The 17171-nt window shown below is 71.4% G+C and carries 19 protein-coding genes and 1 pseudogene; 11 read left to right on the forward strand and 9 right to left on the reverse strand.

What is annotated here, in order from left to right; all coding sequences use genetic code 11:
* Window positions 1-38 precede the first annotated feature (38 nt).
* Both K7G59_RS28210 and K7G59_RS28215 read right to left on the reverse strand, forming a co-directional pair.
* The gene (locus tag K7G59_RS28210) at window positions 39-629 is read right to left on the reverse strand and encodes a bifunctional 2-polyprenyl-6-hydroxyphenol methylase/3-demethylubiquinol 3-O-methyltransferase UbiG (RefSeq protein ID WP_225839066.1); all 591 of its coding nucleotides are present in this window, start codon (window positions 627-629) and stop codon (window positions 39-41) included.
* A gap of 158 nt (window positions 630-787) precedes the next feature.
* Window positions 788-985: pseudogene (locus K7G59_RS28215) on the reverse strand (ABC transporter ATP-binding protein); the annotation flags it as partial.
* A gap of 859 nt (window positions 986-1844) precedes the next feature.
* On the opposite strand from K7G59_RS28215, the gene K7G59_RS28220 reads away from it, so the two are divergent.
* The 7 genes from K7G59_RS28220 to K7G59_RS28250 all read left to right on the forward strand — a co-directional run bounded on the left by K7G59_RS28220 (window position 1845) and on the right by K7G59_RS28250 (window position 7913).
* On the forward strand, window positions 1845-2609 hold the full coding sequence (locus tag K7G59_RS28220) for a HipA family kinase (RefSeq protein ID WP_225839068.1): 765 nt from the start codon (window positions 1845-1847) through the stop codon (window positions 2607-2609).
* Entirely contained in the window at window positions 2606-3055 is a 450-nt protein-coding gene (locus K7G59_RS28225; RefSeq protein ID WP_225839070.1) for a DUF3037 domain-containing protein, read from the forward strand. The genes K7G59_RS28220 and K7G59_RS28225 overlap by 4 nt, the downstream gene beginning before the upstream one ends.
* Window positions 3056-3201: 146 nt before the next feature.
* Entirely contained in the window at window positions 3202-3963 is a 762-nt protein-coding gene (gene fabG / locus K7G59_RS28230; RefSeq protein WP_225839072.1) for a 3-oxoacyl-ACP reductase FabG, read from the forward strand.
* Between the two features lie 27 nt (window positions 3964-3990).
* Window positions 3991-4752: an SDR family oxidoreductase gene (locus tag K7G59_RS28235; protein WP_225839073.1), complete on the forward strand. Its 762-nt coding sequence runs from the start codon at window positions 3991-3993 to the stop codon at window positions 4750-4752.
* A gap of 187 nt (window positions 4753-4939) precedes the next feature.
* The gene (locus tag K7G59_RS28240) at window positions 4940-6517 is read left to right on the forward strand and encodes an ABC transporter substrate-binding protein (RefSeq protein ID WP_225839074.1); all 1578 of its coding nucleotides are present in this window, start codon (window positions 4940-4942) and stop codon (window positions 6515-6517) included.
* 81 nt (window positions 6518-6598) lie between these two features.
* Window positions 6599-7282, forward strand: a complete 684-nt coding sequence (ung, locus tag K7G59_RS28245) for a uracil-DNA glycosylase (protein WP_225839075.1) — start codon at window positions 6599-6601, stop codon at window positions 7280-7282.
* Window positions 7283-7397: 115 nt separating this feature from the next.
* Window positions 7398-7913: a hypothetical protein gene (locus tag K7G59_RS28250; protein WP_225839076.1), complete on the forward strand. Its 516-nt coding sequence runs from the start codon at window positions 7398-7400 to the stop codon at window positions 7911-7913.
* A gap of 23 nt (window positions 7914-7936) precedes the next feature.
* Here the strand turns inward: K7G59_RS28250 and K7G59_RS28255 are convergent, their stop codons facing one another.
* The 3 genes from K7G59_RS28255 to K7G59_RS28265 form a co-directional block, all read right to left on the reverse strand.
* A complete protein-coding gene (locus K7G59_RS28255) occupies window positions 7937-8401 on the reverse strand; it encodes a hypothetical protein (protein ID WP_225839077.1) in 465 nt (154 codons plus the stop codon).
* 114 nt (window positions 8402-8515) lie between these two features.
* On the reverse strand, window positions 8516-9028 hold the full coding sequence (locus tag K7G59_RS28260; RefSeq protein ID WP_225839078.1) for a DinB family protein: 513 nt from the start codon (window positions 9026-9028) through the stop codon (window positions 8516-8518).
* A gap of 44 nt (window positions 9029-9072) precedes the next feature.
* The gene (locus tag K7G59_RS28265) at window positions 9073-9663 is read right to left on the reverse strand and encodes a TetR/AcrR family transcriptional regulator (protein ID WP_225839079.1); all 591 of its coding nucleotides are present in this window, start codon (window positions 9661-9663) and stop codon (window positions 9073-9075) included.
* Window positions 9664-9744: 81 nt separating this feature from the next.
* Here K7G59_RS28265 and K7G59_RS28270 point away from each other — a divergent pair, with 81 nt between their 5' ends.
* Window positions 9745-10920: an FAD-dependent monooxygenase gene (locus K7G59_RS28270; protein WP_225839080.1), complete on the forward strand. Its 1176-nt coding sequence runs from the start codon at window positions 9745-9747 to the stop codon at window positions 10918-10920.
* A gap of 10 nt (window positions 10921-10930) precedes the next feature.
* Window positions 10931-11842 carry a Gfo/Idh/MocA family protein gene (locus K7G59_RS28275; protein ID WP_225839082.1) on the forward strand — a complete coding sequence of 304 codons (912 nt, stop codon included), beginning with the start codon at window positions 10931-10933 and terminating at the stop codon, window positions 11840-11842.
* Here the strand turns inward: K7G59_RS28275 and lnt are convergent.
* Both lnt and K7G59_RS28285 read right to left on the reverse strand, forming a co-directional pair.
* On the reverse strand, window positions 11760-13325 hold the full coding sequence (gene lnt / locus K7G59_RS28280) for an apolipoprotein N-acyltransferase (RefSeq protein WP_225839084.1): 1566 nt from the start codon (window positions 13323-13325) through the stop codon (window positions 11760-11762). The two genes, K7G59_RS28275 and lnt, sit on opposite strands and share 83 nt — an antisense overlap.
* Window positions 13326-13647: 322 nt before the next feature.
* Window positions 13648-14130, reverse strand: coding sequence for a nuclear transport factor 2 family protein (locus K7G59_RS28285; protein ID WP_225839086.1), 483 nt, complete (start codon window positions 14128-14130; stop codon window positions 13648-13650).
* Window positions 14131-14222: 92 nt separating this feature from the next.
* On the opposite strand from K7G59_RS28285, the gene K7G59_RS28290 reads away from it, so the two are divergent.
* Window positions 14223-14834, forward strand: coding sequence for a DUF4291 domain-containing protein (locus tag K7G59_RS28290; RefSeq protein ID WP_225839088.1), 612 nt, complete (start codon window positions 14223-14225; stop codon window positions 14832-14834).
* Between the two features lie 16 nt (window positions 14835-14850).
* Here K7G59_RS28290 and K7G59_RS28295 read toward each other — a convergent pair whose 3' ends face one another.
* The gene (locus K7G59_RS28295; protein ID WP_225839090.1) at window positions 14851-15030 is read right to left on the reverse strand and encodes a hypothetical protein; all 180 of its coding nucleotides are present in this window, start codon (window positions 15028-15030) and stop codon (window positions 14851-14853) included.
* A 353-nt stretch (window positions 15031-15383) separates the two neighbouring features.
* Window positions 15384-15854, reverse strand: coding sequence for a helix-turn-helix domain-containing protein (locus K7G59_RS28300; protein ID WP_225839091.1), 471 nt, complete (start codon window positions 15852-15854; stop codon window positions 15384-15386).
* A 131-nt stretch (window positions 15855-15985) separates the two neighbouring features.
* On the opposite strand from K7G59_RS28300, the gene K7G59_RS28305 reads away from it, so the two are divergent.
* Window positions 15986-17155: a thiolase family protein gene (locus K7G59_RS28305; RefSeq protein WP_225839093.1), complete on the forward strand. Its 1170-nt coding sequence runs from the start codon at window positions 15986-15988 to the stop codon at window positions 17153-17155.
* Window positions 17156-17171: the final 16 nt, after the last annotated feature.

Here is a 17171-nt window from a genome sequence, read left to right on the forward strand (position 1 = left end):
GGGCGCTTCCCCGGCTGCTCCAGTAGGAGAGGGGGTGCTCAGGGACGGAGGGTGTAGCAGCGCAGGACGTCGAGGTCGGCGGTGTGGACGACGGACCAACCGGCCGTGAGGGTCTCGGCTTCCGCGGGGGTGATCCCGAGCCCGAGGAGAGCCGGATCGGTGCTGGTCCGGCGGCCGGTGATCTCGGTGACGACCCAGAGCGCTCCACCGGGTGTGAGGAGTTGGCGGACGTGGTCAAGGAACGCAGCCTTGTCGTCCATCCACCGGTAGACCAGACGGCAGGTGATGACCGCGAACGACGGTTCCGGCAGGGCGGTGAGGTCATCGGTGGTGATGTCCAGGCACCGCCAGGTCGGCCCGGGGCGAGGGCCGGTGTCCTGGGCGGCGGCGAGCGCGATGGCGCTGGGGGAACAGTCGACGCCGGTCGTGCGGTAGCCGAGCTCGTGATGGAGGTACCGAGCCAGGGTGCCGTCGCCGCAGCCGATGTCGAGGGCGGGGCGGGCGCGGCCGGGGCCGAGGTGCTCGTCCAGCAGCCGCCTCTCCGCGTCATCCAGCGGCCGGTACCGGCGGCCCTGGGCCCACAGCGGCTCCCAGTAGATGGCGCTCGCAGTGGACGGTCTGGTGGTCATGACTCTCCTTCACGGGGCGGGCGGCACGGCCGCAGGCCAGGTGGGGCGGGCATTCCCGCAGGGCCCGAAAGGGGGGAGGCCGGCAGCAGGACCACGGGCCGACCTGGGGCGCGTCGATGGCAAGGGCCGTCGGCGTATCGAGGAAGACTGCCGGGACACTGCACCGTGCGCCGGTCGTTCCGCCACGACAGCCGGGCGATCCGGCCCAGGACGGCCGGGATCTTCGCGCACACCCGCCGGAACGAGACCTCGGCGAGCGGATTGACGGAGTACTGCCCGCTGCAGGCGATCTCCGCCGACGGTGGTGGAGGAGGAGGCGCCGGGTCCTGCTGTTCGTGCGTGGCGGCCGAGGTCAAGGTGGTCCCCTCGAAGGTCGTCCGGCGCGGTCATAAGGCTCAACGATCCGGCCCGCATATCGAACTGATGTATTTCGGTCGGTCTCGCAATCCCGAGTCGGAGGGCGTGGCGGGCGTGCAGGATGCATCGACCCGCTTCCCGCAACGGGAGTGCGAGGCAAGGTGGTTGGCCGAAACGCCGAGACTCCGCTCGACGGCCGTCGCCGTGTTGCTGCCACGCGAAATCCACGCGAAATCCACGCGGTGGCCCAAGGCACCGCAGGAGCGACGTGAGGCGTGGCCGTTGGAGGAGGCCACCGCGAGTGCGCGACGTGACCAGCCCGCGAAACCGGACAGTCGTCGTAGTCGGCCTGGGCTGTGGACTCCGTCAGGGCGAGGTGTTCGCGATGCGCCCCTGTGAGGACATCGATCACGCGCGAGGAGTCCTCCGTATCCGCCGCCCGATCCAAGGGATCGGGGCAAGGCTGTATTCGCCCCGCCACAGGGAGCCAAGACCGTACCGTTGGCATGCCCCCGCGGTGGCCAAGGAGTTGGCGGCACAGAAGGAGGGCTTCCAGGTGCTGCGGCACACTCATGCCCAGATCATGGTCCAGACGGGAGAGTCCGTCGTGACCCTGGCGTGCCGACTCGGGCACCATCCTCGTCGGCGATCACCCTCGGTTACTATGCTCACTTCATGCCCGAGGCCGGAAACAAGGGGCGAACGGCCATTGACGGACTGCTGGGGAGACAGGGAAAGCTGCCTGCCGGTCGACCCCCCAGATTCTCCCCAGAGCCCGTTGACGGGCGGTTCCCGCTGCGGTGCCCCTCCGAGGTTGATCTTGCATTGCAAGGCTGAAGAGACGGATGGCCTGGGAAAATGTTGAAAGAGGTCACTGCGACCCGCTATATCACGCCGCTACGCGAGGGCGGCTCGCTGCCAGGACTGGTCGAGGCCGACGACTTCGGGACCTACGTCATGAAGTTCACCGGCGCCGGACAGGGCCGCAAGACCCTCGTCGCCGAGGTCGTCTGCGGTGAACTCGCCCGCCGGCTCGGATTCCGGGTGCCCCGGCTGGTCACCGTACAGCTGGACTCCGTGCTCGGCCTCGGCGAACCCGAACAGCAGGTACAGGAGTTGCTGAGGTCCAGTGGCGGCACCAACCTCGGTATGGACTTCCTCTCCGGAGCCCTGGGCTTCGATCCGCTCGCCTTCCCGGTGGGCGCCGAGGAAGCCGGGCGGATCGTCTGGTTCGACGCGCTCATCAACAATGTCGACCGCTCCTGGCGCAACCCCAACCTTCTCGTGCACCGCGGTGAGTTGTGGCTCATCGACCACGGCGCCACGATGATCTGGCACCACAACTGGCCCTCCGCCGAGGCCTCCGCGGCCCGCCCCTACGACGCCTCCGACCACGCCCTCGCCCGCTTCGCCCCGGACGTCACCGCCGCCGCGGCCGACCTGGCTCCCCGGGTCACCGGGGATCTGCTCGCCGAGGTCACCGCCGAGATCCCCGACGCCTGGCTCGCCGACGAGCCCGGCTTCGACACCCCGGACGACCTGCGCAGGGCCTATGCGCGGCCCCTGCTCGCGAGGGCCGCCGTCATCCACGAGCGCATCACCGGCATCGAGGAGGGCAAGTGAGCGAGACCCACATCCACATGGCCGGGCATGTCACCGAGCGCCATATCACCCGGGCGGGCCAGGGCGGCGACCGGGACGTGTTCGAGTACGCCCTGCTGCGTGTCGTACCGCGCGTGGAGCGCGGGGAGTGCATCAACGCGGGCGTGGTCGTCTACTGCCGGGCGCGGGCCTACGTCGGCGCCCGCACCCATCTGGACGAGGCCCGGCTGCTCGCCCTGGACCCGGCGGCCGACGTGGCCGGGGTGCGCGCCGCGCTCGGTGCGATCGAGCGTCACTGCGCGGGCGGCGAGGCGGCCGGACAGGCGGCCGGCGACGACGCCGGGCGGCGCTACCGCTGGCTGATCGCGCCACGCTCCACCATCGTCCAGCCCGGCCCCGTGCACACCGGGCTCACCACCGACCCGGCGGCCGAAACGGAGCGTCTGCTGGACCTCCTGGTGAGGTAATGGATCACACGACCCGGTGTGCCGTTGACACCGGGTGCCAGGGCTTCTAGCGTCACGTGTACCCAAGGTACTAAGCGGTCGCTCACCGCACAGCGGGTCCCCTCGGGGATCACGACAGGTTCTCTCAAGGGCGAGGAGAAGCAGCAATGACCACCACTGAACAGCGGGTCGCGGTAGTCACCGGCGCGGCGCGCGGCATCGGCGCCGCCACCGCGGTACGGCTGGCCGCCGAGGGTCGCGCGGTCGCCGTGATCGACCTGGACGAGGCCGCCTGCAAGGACACCGTCGAGAAGATCACCGCGGCCGGCGGCAAGGCGATCGCGGTCGGCGCCGACGTCTCGGACGAGGCGCAGGTAGAGGCGGCCGTCGCCCGGGTCGTCGAGGAACTGGGCGCCCCGACGATCCTCGTCAACAACGCGGGCGTGCTGCGCGACAACCTGCTGTTCAAGATGAGCGTCTCCGACTGGGACACCGTCATGAACGTGCACCTGCGCGGCTCCTTCCTGATGGCCAAGGCCGTCCAGAAGCACATGGTCGACGCGGGCTTCGGCCGGATCGTCAACCTCTCCTCCTCCTCGGCGCTCGGCAACCGCGGCCAGGCCAACTACTCCGCCGCCAAGGCCGGGCTGCAGGGCTTCACCAAGACCCTCGCCATCGAGCTGGGCAAGTTCGGCATCACCGCCAACGCCGTCGCCCCCGGCTTCATCGCCACCGAGATGACCAAGGCCACCGCCGACCGTGTCGGCATGGGCTTCGAGGACTTCAAGAAGGCCGCCGCCACGCAGATCCCGGTGCAGCGCGTCGGCGAGCCCGACGACATCGCCAACGCCATCGCCTTCTTCACCGGCGAGGCGGCCGGGTTCGTCTCCGGCCAGGTGCTGTACGTCGCCGGCGGACCGCTGAACTAGGGCACTCGGGACAAGAGGAACACGGACATGACTGAACTCCCGGAGCTTTCCGGCAAGGTCGCCCTTGTCACCGGCGCGAGCCGCGGCATCGGCTACGGCGTCGCCGAGGCGCTGGTCGCCCGCGGCGACCGCGTGTGCATCACCGGCCGTAACGAGGACGCCCTGAAGGAGGCCGTCGAGAAGCTCGGCGCCGAGCGGGTCATCGGCGTCGCCGGCAAGGCCCACGACCTCGACCACCAGACCGAGACCGTCGAACGGACCATGGAGGTGTTCGGCCGCGTCGACTTCCTGGTCAACAACGCGGGCACCAACCCGGTCTTCGGGCCGATCGCCGACCTCGACCTGGACGTGGCGCGCAAGGTGTTCGAGACCAACGTGATCTCGGCGCTCGGCTTCGCCCAGAAGACCTGGCACGCCTGGCAGAAGGACAACGGCGGAGCGATCGTCAACATCGCCTCGATCGCGGGCCTCGCGCCCTCTCCGTTCATCGGCGCGTACGGCGTCAGCAAGGCCGCGTTGATCAACCTGACCCAGCAGCTCGCCCACGAGTTCGCTCCCGCGGTGCGGGTCAACGCGATCGCCCCGGCCGTCGTGAAGACCAAGTTCGCGCAGGCCCTGTACGAGGGCCGGGAGACGGAGGCCGCCGCCTCCTACCCGCTGGGCCGGCTCGGTGTGCCCTCCGACATCGGCGGGGCCGCGGCGTTCCTCACCTCGGAGCAGTCCGAGTGGATCACCGGTCAGACGCTCGTCGTGGACGGCGGGATCTTCCTCAACGCGGGCGTGGGCTGATCGTCCCTTTCCGGGCGCCGCTCCCAGCCGGACGGCGCCCGGAAAGCCGTACAAGATCAAACACTGCCGGATGACAACGTCGTCATGGTGAAATCGATCAAGAAGCCCTGCCCCGGGGGAGGTTCAGGTGACCCGACGCTGCGGTAAGGTCTGCCGACCTTGGTATGGCAGATCGAGGAGCGTGCGCGTGTTCAACCGGAACCGATTCCTGCGGAGAGTCGCGGCGATCGCGTCCATATCCCTGCTGACCGGATGCGGTCTGCTGTCCGGCGGCGACACCGGCGACGAGAAAACGATCGTCGTGGGGACCACCAGCGCCCCCAGTACGCTCGATCCGGCCGCCGCCTGGGACGGCTCCTGGGAGCTTTTCCGGAACATCTACCAGACGCTCCTCGCCTACCCCAACGGCGCCACCAGCCCGCAGCCCGACGCCGCCGAGAGCTGTTCCTTCACCGACTCCGGCAGCCGCACCTACCGCTGCAAGCTGCATCCCGGGATGAAGTTCGCCGACGGCGACCCGCTGAACGCCAAGGCCGTCAAGTACTCCATCGACCGCATCCGCACCATCAACGTCCCCGGCGGCCCCGCCGGCCTGCTCGGCAGCCTCGAGGACGTGCAGACGATCGGGGACCGTGAGATCGTCTTCCACCTCAACAAGGCGGACGCCACCTTCCCGTTCGTCCTGGCCACTCCGGCCATGTCGATCGTCGACCCGAACGAATACTCCGCCACCTCCCTGCGCAAGGACGGCAAGGTGTTCGGCTCCGGGCCGTACACGCTGAAGTCCTACACGGAAGGCAAGCAGGCCGTCCTGGCCCGCAACGACAACTACCGGGGCTTCGCCGACCGGAAGAACAACGGCGTGGTCATCCGCTACTTCCAGGACTCGGCCAGCATGGTCAAGGCGCTGCGCGCCAAGGAGATCGACGTCACCTACCGCGGTCTGGGCGCCGACGACATCATCGCCCTGCAGCGGCACGGCACCACCGACCTGCAGCTGGTCGACGGCGTGGGCACCGACATCAGCTACCTGGTCTTCAACCCCAAGGACCCGTGGGCCGGGCGGCTCGCCGTGCGCCGGGCGGTCGCCCAGCTGGTGGACCGGGGGGCGATCGCCCACAAGGTCTACAAGGACACAGTGGACCCCCTGTACTCGATGGTCCCCAAGGGGCTCACCGGGCACACCACCGGCTTCTTCGACGACTACGGCGACCCGAGCGTCCCCAAGGCCCGCAAGATCCTCTCCGACGCGGGCATCACCCAGCGCGTCCCGCTCACCTTCTGGTACACCACCGACCGCTACGGCTCCGAGACGGCCGAGATGTTCAAGGAGCTGAAGCAGGAGCTGGACGGCTCGGGCCTGTTCACCGTCACCCTCAAGAGCCGCCCCTGGAAGACCTACGTGGTCGGCTACCAGAAGGGCGAGTACCCGGTCTTCGGCCGCGGCTGGTTCCCGGACTACCCCGACGCGGACAACTTCATCGCCCCGTTCGTCGGCCAGGACAACGCGCTCGGCACGCCCTACCCGGCCAAGGAGATCACCGACCAGCTGCTGCCCCACTCCCGCAGCGAGAGCGACCGCGCCAAGGTCGTCGACGACCTGGAGGCGGCCCAGCAGATCATCGTGAACGACGCCCGGCTGATCCCGCTGTGGCAGGGCCGGCAGTACATCGCGGCCAGCGACGACATCTCCGGCGGTGAGCAGGCCCTGGACCCGTCGACGATCATGATGATGTGGACGCTGCACCGCAAGACGAGTTGGTGACCGACCGCGCCGCACCGGTTGTCAGTGGTCGCCTGTAGGTTCAAGGACCTGGAAGTGACCGCACATCGTGAGGACGTTGACGTGACCGACACCGCCATGCTGCCCGAGTCCTGGCGCGGGGTTCTGGGTGACGAACTGCAGCAGCCCTACTTCAAGGAGCTGACCGAGTTCGTCGAGGAGGAGCGGGCGAAGGGCCCCGTCTACCCGCCGCGCGAGGAGGTCTTCGCCGCGCTGGAGGCGACGCCGTACGACAAGGTCAAGGTCCTCGTACTCGGCCAGGATCCGTACCACGGCGAGGGCCAGGGCCACGGCCTGTGCTTCTCGGTCCGCCCCGGTGTGAAGACCCCGCCGTCCCTGCGCAACATCTACAAGGAGATGCAGGAGGAGCTGGGCCTGCCCGTGCCGGACAACGGCTACCTGATGCCGTGGGCCCGGCAGGGCGTGCTGCTGCTCAACGCGGTGCTCACCGTGCGGGCCGGCGAGGCCAACTCGCACAAGGGCAAGGGCTGGGAGAAGTTCACCGACGCCGTCATCCGCGCGGTGGACTCCCGGCCGGACCCGGCGGTCTTCGTGCTGTGGGGGAACTACGCGCAGAAGAAGCTCCCGCTGATCGACCAGAGCCGTCACGCCGTGGTCATGGGGGCGCATCCTTCGCCGCTGTCCGCGAAGAAGTTCTTCGGCTCCCGCCCGTTCACCCAGATCAACGAGGCGATCGCCCGGCAGGGCCACGAGCCCGTCGACTGGCGCATCCCGAACCTGGGCTGACCTGACCGGGGCGGCCCCGTGTCGTACGGGGCCGCCTTCCGGGGATTGCCGGTGCCGCCGGTTAGCGTCGGGTGACACAGCCGGCGAGACGGCTGACGACGGCCCGGAGGACGCGGTGGCGGAGCGACAGGAGCAGTCGGCACTGGACGACGTGCTGACGCGGATCGGGCAGGTCGTCATGCTGCACCACGGCGGTGACCGCGAGGAGGCCCGGCGCCGCTTCCTGGAGTTGTGGGCGGAGATCGGCGAGGACGGCGACCCGCTGCACCGCTGCACGCTGGCCCACTATCTCGCCGACACCCAGGACGAACCGGGGGACGAACTGGCCTGGGACCTGCGGGCGTTGTCGGCGGCGCAGGAACTCGCGGACGGCCGGGGCGGTGACCCGCTGAGCGTCCGGGGCTTCTTCCCCTCCCTGCATCTCAACCTCGCCGCCGACTACGCGAAACTCGGCCGCACCGATGCCGCCCGCAGCCACCTGCACCGGGCCCGCCGCGCCTCGAACGCCCTGCCCGACGACGGCTACGGCAACGGGGTCCGGGCCGCGATGGACCGCCTGGAGCTGCGGCTCGACGAGGACGGCTCCCGGGGCGGCGACGGCTGGGGGCCACCGAGGCAGCGGCCCAGCTAGGCCGATCGGTTCCCCGGCCCGCCTCAAGGCCCGTACGCCTGCTCGCAGATGGCCGCCTCGGGGCTGTCCCTGTGCCAGCCGCCGTACTGCCTGCCGAGAGCGCACACGTCCGGGGTCCCGGGCGCCGGCTGCGACAGGTCGAAGGTGTCGACGGGCGTCCGCCGGGGCCGGTCCGGGTGCGGCCGGGGGCGCGGTGGGGCGGGCGGCCGACGCGTGACCGGCGGTGCGACCCCGGGCGGGTGCGGGGCGACCGGCTCGCGGTGTTCCGGGTGCCGGGACGGGCCGACCATCTCCAGGGCCTCGCGGGCCGGTGCCTGCACCACCCGCGGCGCCGCGCTGCCGTCCGGCCGCGGCGCCGTCGGCTGGGTGGGCGCGGTCCCCGGCGGGGGACCGCCGGGTGTCGCCGGGCTCGGAACCGTCACACAACCGGAGAGGGCCGAGACGGCCACGGTGACCAGGAGCGCTGCGGTGGTCGTCGTTCGATGCACCCGCGCTACTCTGCTGGTTCGGCGCCCGGCCCCGCACCGCCGACCGGAGGTTGGTGCACCGTACGGGTGATCTCGTGCCCCGTACGGAGTGCTTCCCGCCGCCGAGGGTGACGTTCAGTCGCCGGTCGCGCCGTCGATCCGCTCCCGGACCAGGTCGGCGTGGCCGTTGTGCCGGGCGTACTCCTCGATCATGTGGGTGTAGATCCATCGCAGGCTGAAGGGCTCATCGGTGCGCCTGCTCCGTCCCTCGGACAGATCGTCGAGGCCGAGGCGGGCCGCGTTGTGCCGGGCGGTCTCGATCTCCCGCTGCCAGGTGGCGTACGCCTCCTGCCAGGTGTCGGCCTCGGTGAGGTGGAACTCGCCGTCGCGGTCCTCCTCGGTGCAGTAGATCGGCCCGGCGTCGTCACCGACCAGCACCTCGCGGAACCAGCCCCGCTCGACTTCCGCCATGTGGCGCACCAGCCCCATGAGGGACAGCTCCGAGGGCGGTACGGACGCGGTCCGCAGCTCTTCGTCGCTGAGCCCCTCGCACTTCCAGGCGAGGGTCTGCCGGTGGTAGTCCAGCCAGCCCTCCAGCATGGCGCGTTCACCGGCGGTCTGGGCGGGCTCATGGCGTTCAGTCGTCATGCCCGCATCCTCGCAACACCGTGCGGGTTCTCACCAGGGCTTTTTCAGGTGCCCAGCAGCCCGCCCAGCAGCTCCCGCAGCCCCCTGCGCAGCTCCTCCAGGCCTGGTGTCTCGGCGCTGAAGGAACCGGCCGCGCAGGAGAACATCAGCCCGTCCGCCCACGCGACCAGCGACAGCGTGTGCCGGGCCGGGTCGGGCGAGCCGACGGCGGTCAGCAGCGCGGTGATCTGCTTCTTGAACACCGCGCCGGTCGCGTCGTAGAAGGCACGCAGCTCGGGGCGGCGGGTGGCCTCCAGGGCCAGTTCGTAGCGGGCGATCAAGAGGTCGCGGTTGCCGGTCAGGGAGCGGTGGACCGCGAGGGCCAGTGCGTCGGCCAGTGCGTCGGGTCCGATGGGGGGATCCGGCATCTCCTCCAGGGCGAGCATCCGCGCCTCCCGCTCGGCGTGCCGGCGCACCGCGAGTTCCAGCAGCGCCTGCCGGGTGCGCGCCACGTTCGAGGTCGAGCCCTGTGGCAGTCCGGCCGCCTCGTCCACCGCACGGTGCGTCAGCCCGCGCATTCCCCGCTCGGCCAGCAGGGCGAGGGCGGTGTCGGCCACGAGATCGGCGCGGGAGGCGCTCGGGGTGCGTACGGACATGGGCCGACCCTATCTGGCTCACTACGAATGTAGTACAGTCTGTCTGGCACTACAGGTGTAGTCTCAACTTCAGGAGGAGTCATGGCGCAGTCCGAGCGTGCGATCGTCATCGGCGGCGGCATCGGAGGTCTGGCCGCGGCGGCGGCCCTGCACCAGCGCGGCCTGCACGTCACCGTGGTGGAGCGGGCCCGCTCCCTGGAGCCCGCCGGTGCGGCCATCTCGCTCGCCCCGAACGCCCTGCGCGCCCTGGACCTGCTCGGCATCGGGGAGGAGATCCGCGACCTGGCCGCCTGGCAGGGCGACGGAGGGCTGCGCACACCGAGCGGCCGGTGGCTGTCCCGCTCCAGCGCCGAGGCCGCCGCCGCCCGCTTCGGCGGCCCCCTGGTCCTGCTGCCCCGGGCCACTCTGGTCGAGCGCCTCGCCGCGCTGCTCCCCCCGGAGGCCGTCCGCACGGCCACCGCCGCAACCCTCGCCGACCGCGGCGACCGCGAGCGGCCCGCCCGCGTGACCGTCGGTGACACGGAGCTGGAGGCCGACCTGGTGGTCGGCGCCGACGGCATCCGCTCCCGGGTCCGCGGAGCGCTGTTCCCCGCCCACCCGGGGCCGGTGTACGCGGGGTTCACCACCTGGCGGGTGGTGGTCCCGCTGCCCGGCGTCGAGTTCGCCTCGCACGAGACCTGGGGACGGGGCCGTATCTGGGGCACGCACCCGATGAAGGACGGCCGGGTCTACGCCTACGCCGCCGCCACGGTCCCGGCGGGCGGCCGGGCGGCCGACGACGAGAAGGCGGAACTCCTGCGCCGCTTCGGCGACTGGCACGACCCGATCCCCGCCGTCATCGCCGCCGCCCGCCCCGAGGACGTCCTGCGCCACGACGTGCACCACATCGCCGAGCCCCTGCCGGCCTACCACGCAGGCCGGGTCGCCCTCCTCGGCGACGCTGCGCACGCCATGCCGCCGACCCTCGGACAGGGCGGCAACCAGGCCATCGAAGATGCCGTCGTCCTCGCGCACCACCGCGACGACCTGGCCGCCTACACGCGGGCCCGGCTGCCGCGCACGAGCGCCATCGCCCGCCGGGCCGTCAGGGTGGCCCGGCTCAACATGTGCGGCAGTCGCGCCGCCGTCGCCGTACGCGACACCGCGGTCAGCGCGCTCTCCAAGGCCGGGCCGGCGTTGTTCCTGCGGGGATACGACGGGATCGCGGACTGGCGACCGCCGTATGCTGCCGGGAGGAGACACGCAGGCACGCGGTAGGGGAGAGCACGTGAAGGTCGGCTGCATCGGACTCGGGGACATCGCGCAGAAGGCGTATCTGCCGGTGCTGAGCACGCAGCCGGGTGTCGAGCTCCACCTGCAGACCCGGACGCCCGCCACGCTCGACCGCGTCGCCGACTCCCTGCACCTGCCCGCCGGCCGACGCCATTCGACCCTGGACTCCCTGCTCGCCGCCGGCCTCGACGCGGCCTTCGTGCACGCGCCCACCGTCGCCCACCCCGAGATCGTCGGACGGCTGCTGGAGGCGGGCATACCGGTGTACGTCGACAAGCCGCTCGCCTACGAACTCGCCGACTCCGAGCGGCTGGTGGAGTTGGCCGACCGCAGCGGCGTCTCGCTGTCCGTCGGCTTCAACCGCCGGTACGCCCCCGGTTACCTGCAGTGCCTGGACCACCCGCGCGAGCTGATCCTCATGCAGAAGAACCGGATCGGCCTGCCCGAGGAACCGCGCTCGATGGTCCTGGACGACTTCATCCACGTCGTGGACACCCTGCGTTTCCTGGTGCCCGGCCCGGTCGACGACGTGACCGTGCGCGCCCGCACCGAGGGCGGACTGCTGCACCACGTCGTGCTCCAGCTCGCCGGGGACGGCTTCACGGCGCTCGGCGTGATGAACCGGCTCAGCGGCTCCGCCGAGGAGATCCTGGAGGTGTCCGGGCAGGACACCAAGCGTCAGGTGCTCAACCTCGCCGAGGTGATCGACCACAAGGGACAGCCGACCGTGCGCCGCCGCGGCGACTGGGTGCCGGTGGCCCGGCAGCGCGGCATCGAGCAGGCCGTCCTCGCGTTCCTCGACGCCGTACGCGCGGGCAAGGTGCTCAGCGCCCGTGACGCACTGGCGACTCATGAGCTGTGCGAGCGGGTGGTACGAGCGGTGCTTGACCGGTCCGGCGCAGCCTGAGCGCCCGTGCCCCCTCCGTGACGCCGAGCGCGGCCAGCACCAGCAGCGCGCCGTGCACCGGCCAGTCGCCGTAGCGGACGTACGGGGTGAGGCCGTGCGCGAGCGGGACGTCGTAGACACGGGCGGCGCTCGCGTCGGTGCCGAGCCACGGGCCGAGCCGTTGCCCCGCCGGGCCGTACACGGCCGACACCCCGGTCAGGGTGGCGTGCACCATCGGGCGGCCGGTCTCGGCGGCGCGCAGCGCGCCCAGCGAGGCGTGCTGCGCGGGGGCCCAGCTCTGCTGGAAGGTCGAGGTGGCGGACTGGCCGAGCAGGACATCGGCGCCGTCCTCGGCGAGGTGCCGGCTCATGTCGGGGAACGCGGTCTCGAAGCAGATCAGCGGGCCGATCCGCAGCCCGTGCCCGACGTTCATCACGACCTGCCCCGACCCGCGCCTGCGGTCCTCGCCGGCCGCCTTCCCGACGGACGTCGCCCAGCCCAGCACGGAGCGCGCCGGGACGTACTCACCGAACGGGACCAGCCGCATCTTGTCGTAGCGCTCACCGGTCGGTCCGTCCGGTCCCACCAGCACCGCGCTCTTGTAGATGCCGGGCCGGTCGGAGCGGTGGGCGTCGACATTGACCAGCACGTCCGCGCCGGTCGCGCGGGACAGCGCGGCGATCCGCCGGGCCAGGTCGGGACGGTCGGCCAGGTCGAAACCGATGCTGCTCTCGCCCCAGACGACCAGGTCGACGCGCTGCCCGGCCAGCTGCCGGGTGAGCTGCTCCTCGCGGTCGAAACGCCGGTCGGGGCCGTCCGTCACGCCCGGCTGCACCACTGCGATCCGCACCTGCCCGTCCACGTGCGGGCGCGGCGCCCAGACCCAGGCGGCGGAGGCTGCGGCGGCCGTGGCGACCAGCGTTGCCAGCGCCGGCACCCGGGACTCGCGCACGGCGACCAGCACCGCCGCCGCCACGTTGACCGCGACCAGCAGGAAGCTGAGCAGCCACACCCCGCCCACCGAGGCGAGCCGCAGCGCCGGCCCCACCTGCCACTGGCTGGCGCCGAGCATGCCCCAGGGGCCGCCGAGCCCCTGCCAGGAGCGGACGAGCTCCACCGTCAGCCAGGCCGAGGGCAGCACGAGCAGCGCGGCCGCGCTCCGCCCCGGAGAGGGATGACCGCCGAGGAACCTGCGGACCAGCAGGCCCCAGGGCGCCCAGAGCGCGCCGAGCAGCGCGGCTATCAGGAAGATGAACACATGCAGGTTCGGCAGCAGCCAGTGATGCACCGCCACCATGAACCCGAAGCCGCCGCACCAGCCGTCGTACGCGGCACGCCGGGGCGTCGGCGCCGAGCGGGCCAGCAGGATCCAGGGGACCAGGGCGACGTACGCGAACCACCACAGCGACGGCGCCGGGAAGGCGAGGACCGGCAGGGCGCCCGCGAGGGCGGCGGCCGATGAGCGTCGCCACGGGGAGGTCAGCCAGTGGTCGAACGTCGTCATACGGAGCCTCCCTACCAGCCGTTGGCTCCAGTGTGCGCGCCCGAAGCGATCTCCGACAGGGGGCCTTCGGCCCACCGGCCGGGACACCGGCACGTCTCGACCGGGGCACCGGCCCAACTGGCCTTCCCGGTTCGGCGGTCCGGCTGACCGGCCGGGCTGCGGGCCCGCCGACCGCACTGGCTCCGGCCCGCCGATCCGCCCTGGCTCCGGTCGGGGTGCCTGCGCGTGCGCCGGCTCCGTCGGGCGGCGCGCGCTTCGGCCCGGGTGGCCGGCCGGAGTGACGTCCCGGGCCGGGCTCGGGTGACGGGACCGGTCGAGCGGATCAGTCCGGTACGGACGCCGGATCGGGCTCGGGGAGACGGCGCCACTTCTCGTGCACCACCACCTGGCGAAGCCGCCAGCCCTCCGGTGTGCGCAGCAGCGCGAAGTCGTACCGGCCGCCGCACACCAGGTCCGAAGCCGTGCCGTCACCGTCGCCCGCGCACCGCAGGGGGTTCAGATAGTCGGCCCGCACCCGGGCGGTGTCCCCGGTGTCGTGGTCCAGGATGCCGAAGTCCACCCGGCGGTTGACGATCAGATGCTGCCGCATCGAGAACAGCTCCAGACTTCCGGCGAGCCATCCGGCGACGTCGCCCGCACCTCCCTCGATTCCGCCGGCGGACCGGTAGTCGGCCCGTCCGTCCGCCGTGAAAAGCCCTCGGTACGCCGCCCAGTCCCCGTCGTCCACCGCCATCGCGTACTCGGTGATCAGGTCGTCGACGGCCAGCCGGTCCATTACGGTCGCTAGCTCCGCGCGCTGCGTCATCGGCACAGTGTTGGGCACGGGGAGCGTGGAGCCAAGAGGGGTGCGGCGATATTCGGTGGTCCGGGGCAGCGCAGGTCCGCGACGCTGTGCCTGTGAACGAACAGTCAGTCGAAGAAGAGCCGAGATTTCGAATCCGGGCCCGTCACACGGAGTCCACGGTCACCGTCTACCAGGCCTACCGGCCGGAGATCGGCGTTCCGGCGGCCCGCACCGGACGGTTCCCGTCCGCCTGGAAGCGGGACCGGATGACCTGGATCAAACCGTCCTTCCTGTGGATGATGTACCGCTGCGGCTGGGGCACCAAGGAGGGACAGGAGACCGTCCTCGCCGTCGAGATCAGCCGCGAGGGCTTCGAATGGGCCCTGCGCCACGCATGCCTGTCGCACTACGCGCCCGGTCTGCACGCGAACCAGGACGCCTGGAAACAGCAGTTGCGGCGGTCCCCGGCCCGCGTCCAATGGGACCCCGAGCGGGATCTGCGCCACAACCCGCTGCCGTACCGGTCGTTGCAGCTGGGGCTCGCGGGCGAGGCGGCGGCCCGGTACGCCGACGAGTGGATCACCGGCATCGAGGACGTGACACCGCTCGCGACGGAGATCCACGCGCTGGTACGGGCCGGTGAGTCACAGAAGGCGACGGCACTGCTGCCGCGGGAGCGGCCGTACCCGGTGGCCGAGGAACTGCTCGCCCCTCTGCGGGCCTAGCGTCAACGCCCCCGGGTCAGGCGGCCTCGATGACCGCCCCGCGGATCGCCTCGGCCCACTCGACGACCAACAGCTCGTACTCCGCGCGCTCCTGAGTCGACAGGATGCCGCCCGAACGCAGCCACAGCGCCCGGATGTGCTCGTTCACCTCGGCGGCAGACCGTGCGGAGCCAAGGGGCATGGAATCGGGGGACATGGGGACAAGCCTAGGGGTAGGCACTGACCCTGCGCTACCGCGTGGCTACACAGACCGTAAGGGCTTTGGTCATCGGTGGCGCGGAACGATGTGTTGCGCGGGGGTGAAGTGGCCGGTCGTACCGGCCTGTCGGGCAGGTCGGACGCGGATGCGCGGGGTCCGGAAGATGTCCGAAACGATGGCGGTGGGGGCGGCGCCGCAAGGGGGCTGACCGGTCCGGGCGCCTCCGCATACGGTGCGCAGGGGGGAGCGCTCACTGCGCTTGGTGTGCGCCGGACCCCCTCGGGCAAAGCCGGTTCGGGAGGTGCGGCCGGGGCTCCACGTGTACCGGCGGCAGTGGGCGTCTCCCCCTCCTACGCCGCCCCGGGCCCGGCGACCGTCCAGCCGGGGGCCTGCGGGTGGGCCGTCAGGTCCCTGTGGCGTACCTCGCCGCCGCAGGCCCGGCAGGTGACGACGGGGATCAGCTCGTTGCCGCAGACGTGCTTGACGACCATGGGCAGGTCGGCTCCCTTGCGGAGATGCCGGTCGCCCCACTCCTTCAGGGTCATCAGGACCGGCTCCAGTTCGAGTCCCGCCTGCGTGGCCCGGTACTCGAAGCGCTGCGGGCGCTCGCTGTAGGCGCGCTTGGTGAGGATCCCGGCGTCCACGAGCCGGCGCAGCCGGGCGGCCAGGATGTCGCGCGGTGCGCCGGTGTTGCGCACGAGCTGGTCGAAGCGGCCGTTGCCCAGGCAGACCTCCCGCAGGACCAGCAGGGAGTACTTCTCGCCGACCAGCGCGAGGGCGTCGGCGATGGAGCAGGGGCGCGGGTCTTTCGTGGCGGCCATGCACCGAAGTGTAGTGGAGGGGCAGGGGGGAGTTTGATTTTCCAACGCACTAGGCTAGGGTGAGTTTGAATTTCCTACTTACTAATGGTCGCCGCGGCTGTCCGTCGCGGCCGTCGCGGGAGGCCCGCACCATGCGAGACGCAGTCATCGTCGAAGCCGTACGCACCCCCATCGGCAAGGGCAAGCCGAACGGTTCCCTCGCGCACGTGCACCCCGTACAGCTCCTCGCCCACACCCTGCGCACCCTGGTGGAGCGCTCCGGCGTCGACCCGGCGCTGATCGACGACGTCATCGGCGGGACCGTCGACCAGGTCGGCGAGCAGGCCATGAACACCACCCGGTACGCCGTCCTCGCGGCGGGCTTCCCGGACTGGGTCCCGGCGACCACGGTGGACCGCCAGTGCGGCTCCTCCCAGCAGGCCGTGCACTTCGCCGCACAGGGCGTCATCTCGGGCGCGTACGACCTCGTCGTCGCGTGCGGGGTGGAGTCGATGAGCCGGGTGCCGATGTGGTCCAACGTGCCCGCGGGCAAGGACCCGTTCGGACCGGGCGTCGCCGAGCGCTACCCGGAGGGCCTGGTACCGCAGGGCATCAGCGCCGAGCTGATCGCCGCCAAGTGGTCCCTCACCCGCGCCCGGATGGACGAGTTCGCCGTCTTCTCGCACCACAAGGCGGCCCGGGCGTGGACGGACGGCCTCTTCGACGCCGAGGTCGCGCCGCTGGACGGCGTCGCCCGCGACGAGTGCGTACGGCCGGACAGCACCCCGCAGATCCTCGCCGGCCTCAAGCCCGCCTACTTCGACCCCGGCTTCGCCGAGCGCTTCCCGCAGATCGAGTGGAACGTCACCGCCGGCAACGCGAGCCCCGTCAACGACGGCGCCAGTGCCGTCCTGATCACTTCCAGCGACACCGCCGCCCGCCTCGGCCTGCGCCCGCTCGCCCGTCTGCACAGCTTCGCCGTCACCGGCTCCGACCCGCTGCTGATGCTCACCGGCGTCGTACCGGCCACCGAGAAGGTGCTGCGCCGGGCCGGCCTGAACCTCGACGACATCGACCTGTTCGAGGTCAACGAGGCCTTCTCCAGCGTGGTCCTGGCCTGGCAGCAGGAGACCGGCGCGGACCTCGCCAAGGTCAACGTGCACGGCGGCGCCATCGCTCTCGGCCACCCGCTCGGCGCCAGCGGCACCCGCCTGACCACCACCCTCGTCCACGCCATGCGCGAGCGCGGCGCCCGCTACGCCCTCCAGACCATGTGCGAGGCGGGCGGACTCGCCAACGCGATGATCCTGGAAGGGGTATGAGGAGCGGCCTGACCCA

The organism is Streptomyces sp. NK08204 (genome assembly GCF_020400585.1).
GTDB lineage: Bacteria > Actinomycetota > Actinomycetes > Streptomycetales > Streptomycetaceae > Streptomyces.

What these genes read in the sequence shown, in the direction of transcription:
- K7G59_RS28300 (WP_225839091.1), bottom strand. Translation starts at nt 15,854, where the DNA reads ATGGCCGCCACGAAAGACCCGCGCCCCTGCTCCATCGCCGACGCCCTC.
- lnt (WP_225839084.1), bottom strand. Translation starts at nt 13,325, where the DNA reads ATGACGACGTTCGACCACTGGCTGACCTCCCCGTGGCGACGCTCATCG.
- K7G59_RS28285 (WP_225839086.1), bottom strand. Translation starts at nt 14,130, where the DNA reads ATGACGCAGCGCGCGGAGCTAGCGACCGTAATGGACCGGCTGGCCGTC.
- K7G59_RS28305 (WP_225839093.1), top strand. Translation starts at nt 15,986, where the DNA reads ATGCGAGACGCAGTCATCGTCGAAGCCGTACGCACCCCCATCGGCAAG.
- K7G59_RS28295 (WP_225839090.1), bottom strand. Translation starts at nt 15,030, where the DNA reads ATGTCCCCCGATTCCATGCCCCTTGGCTCCGCACGGTCTGCCGCCGAG.
- K7G59_RS28210 (WP_225839066.1), bottom strand. Translation starts at nt 629, where the DNA reads ATGACCACCAGACCGTCCACTGCGAGCGCCATCTACTGGGAGCCGCTG.
- K7G59_RS28260 (WP_225839078.1), bottom strand. Translation starts at nt 9,028, where the DNA reads ATGACGACTGAACGCCATGAGCCCGCCCAGACCGCCGGTGAACGCGCC.
- K7G59_RS28220 (WP_225839068.1), top strand. Translation starts at nt 1,845, where the DNA reads ATGTTGAAAGAGGTCACTGCGACCCGCTATATCACGCCGCTACGCGAG.
- K7G59_RS28235 (WP_225839073.1), top strand. Translation starts at nt 3,991, where the DNA reads ATGACTGAACTCCCGGAGCTTTCCGGCAAGGTCGCCCTTGTCACCGGC.
- K7G59_RS28270 (WP_225839080.1), top strand. Translation starts at nt 9,745, where the DNA reads ATGGCGCAGTCCGAGCGTGCGATCGTCATCGGCGGCGGCATCGGAGGT.
- K7G59_RS28265 (WP_225839079.1), bottom strand. Translation starts at nt 9,663, where the DNA reads ATGTCCGTACGCACCCCGAGCGCCTCCCGCGCCGATCTCGTGGCCGAC.
- fabG (WP_225839072.1), top strand. Translation starts at nt 3,202, where the DNA reads ATGACCACCACTGAACAGCGGGTCGCGGTAGTCACCGGCGCGGCGCGC.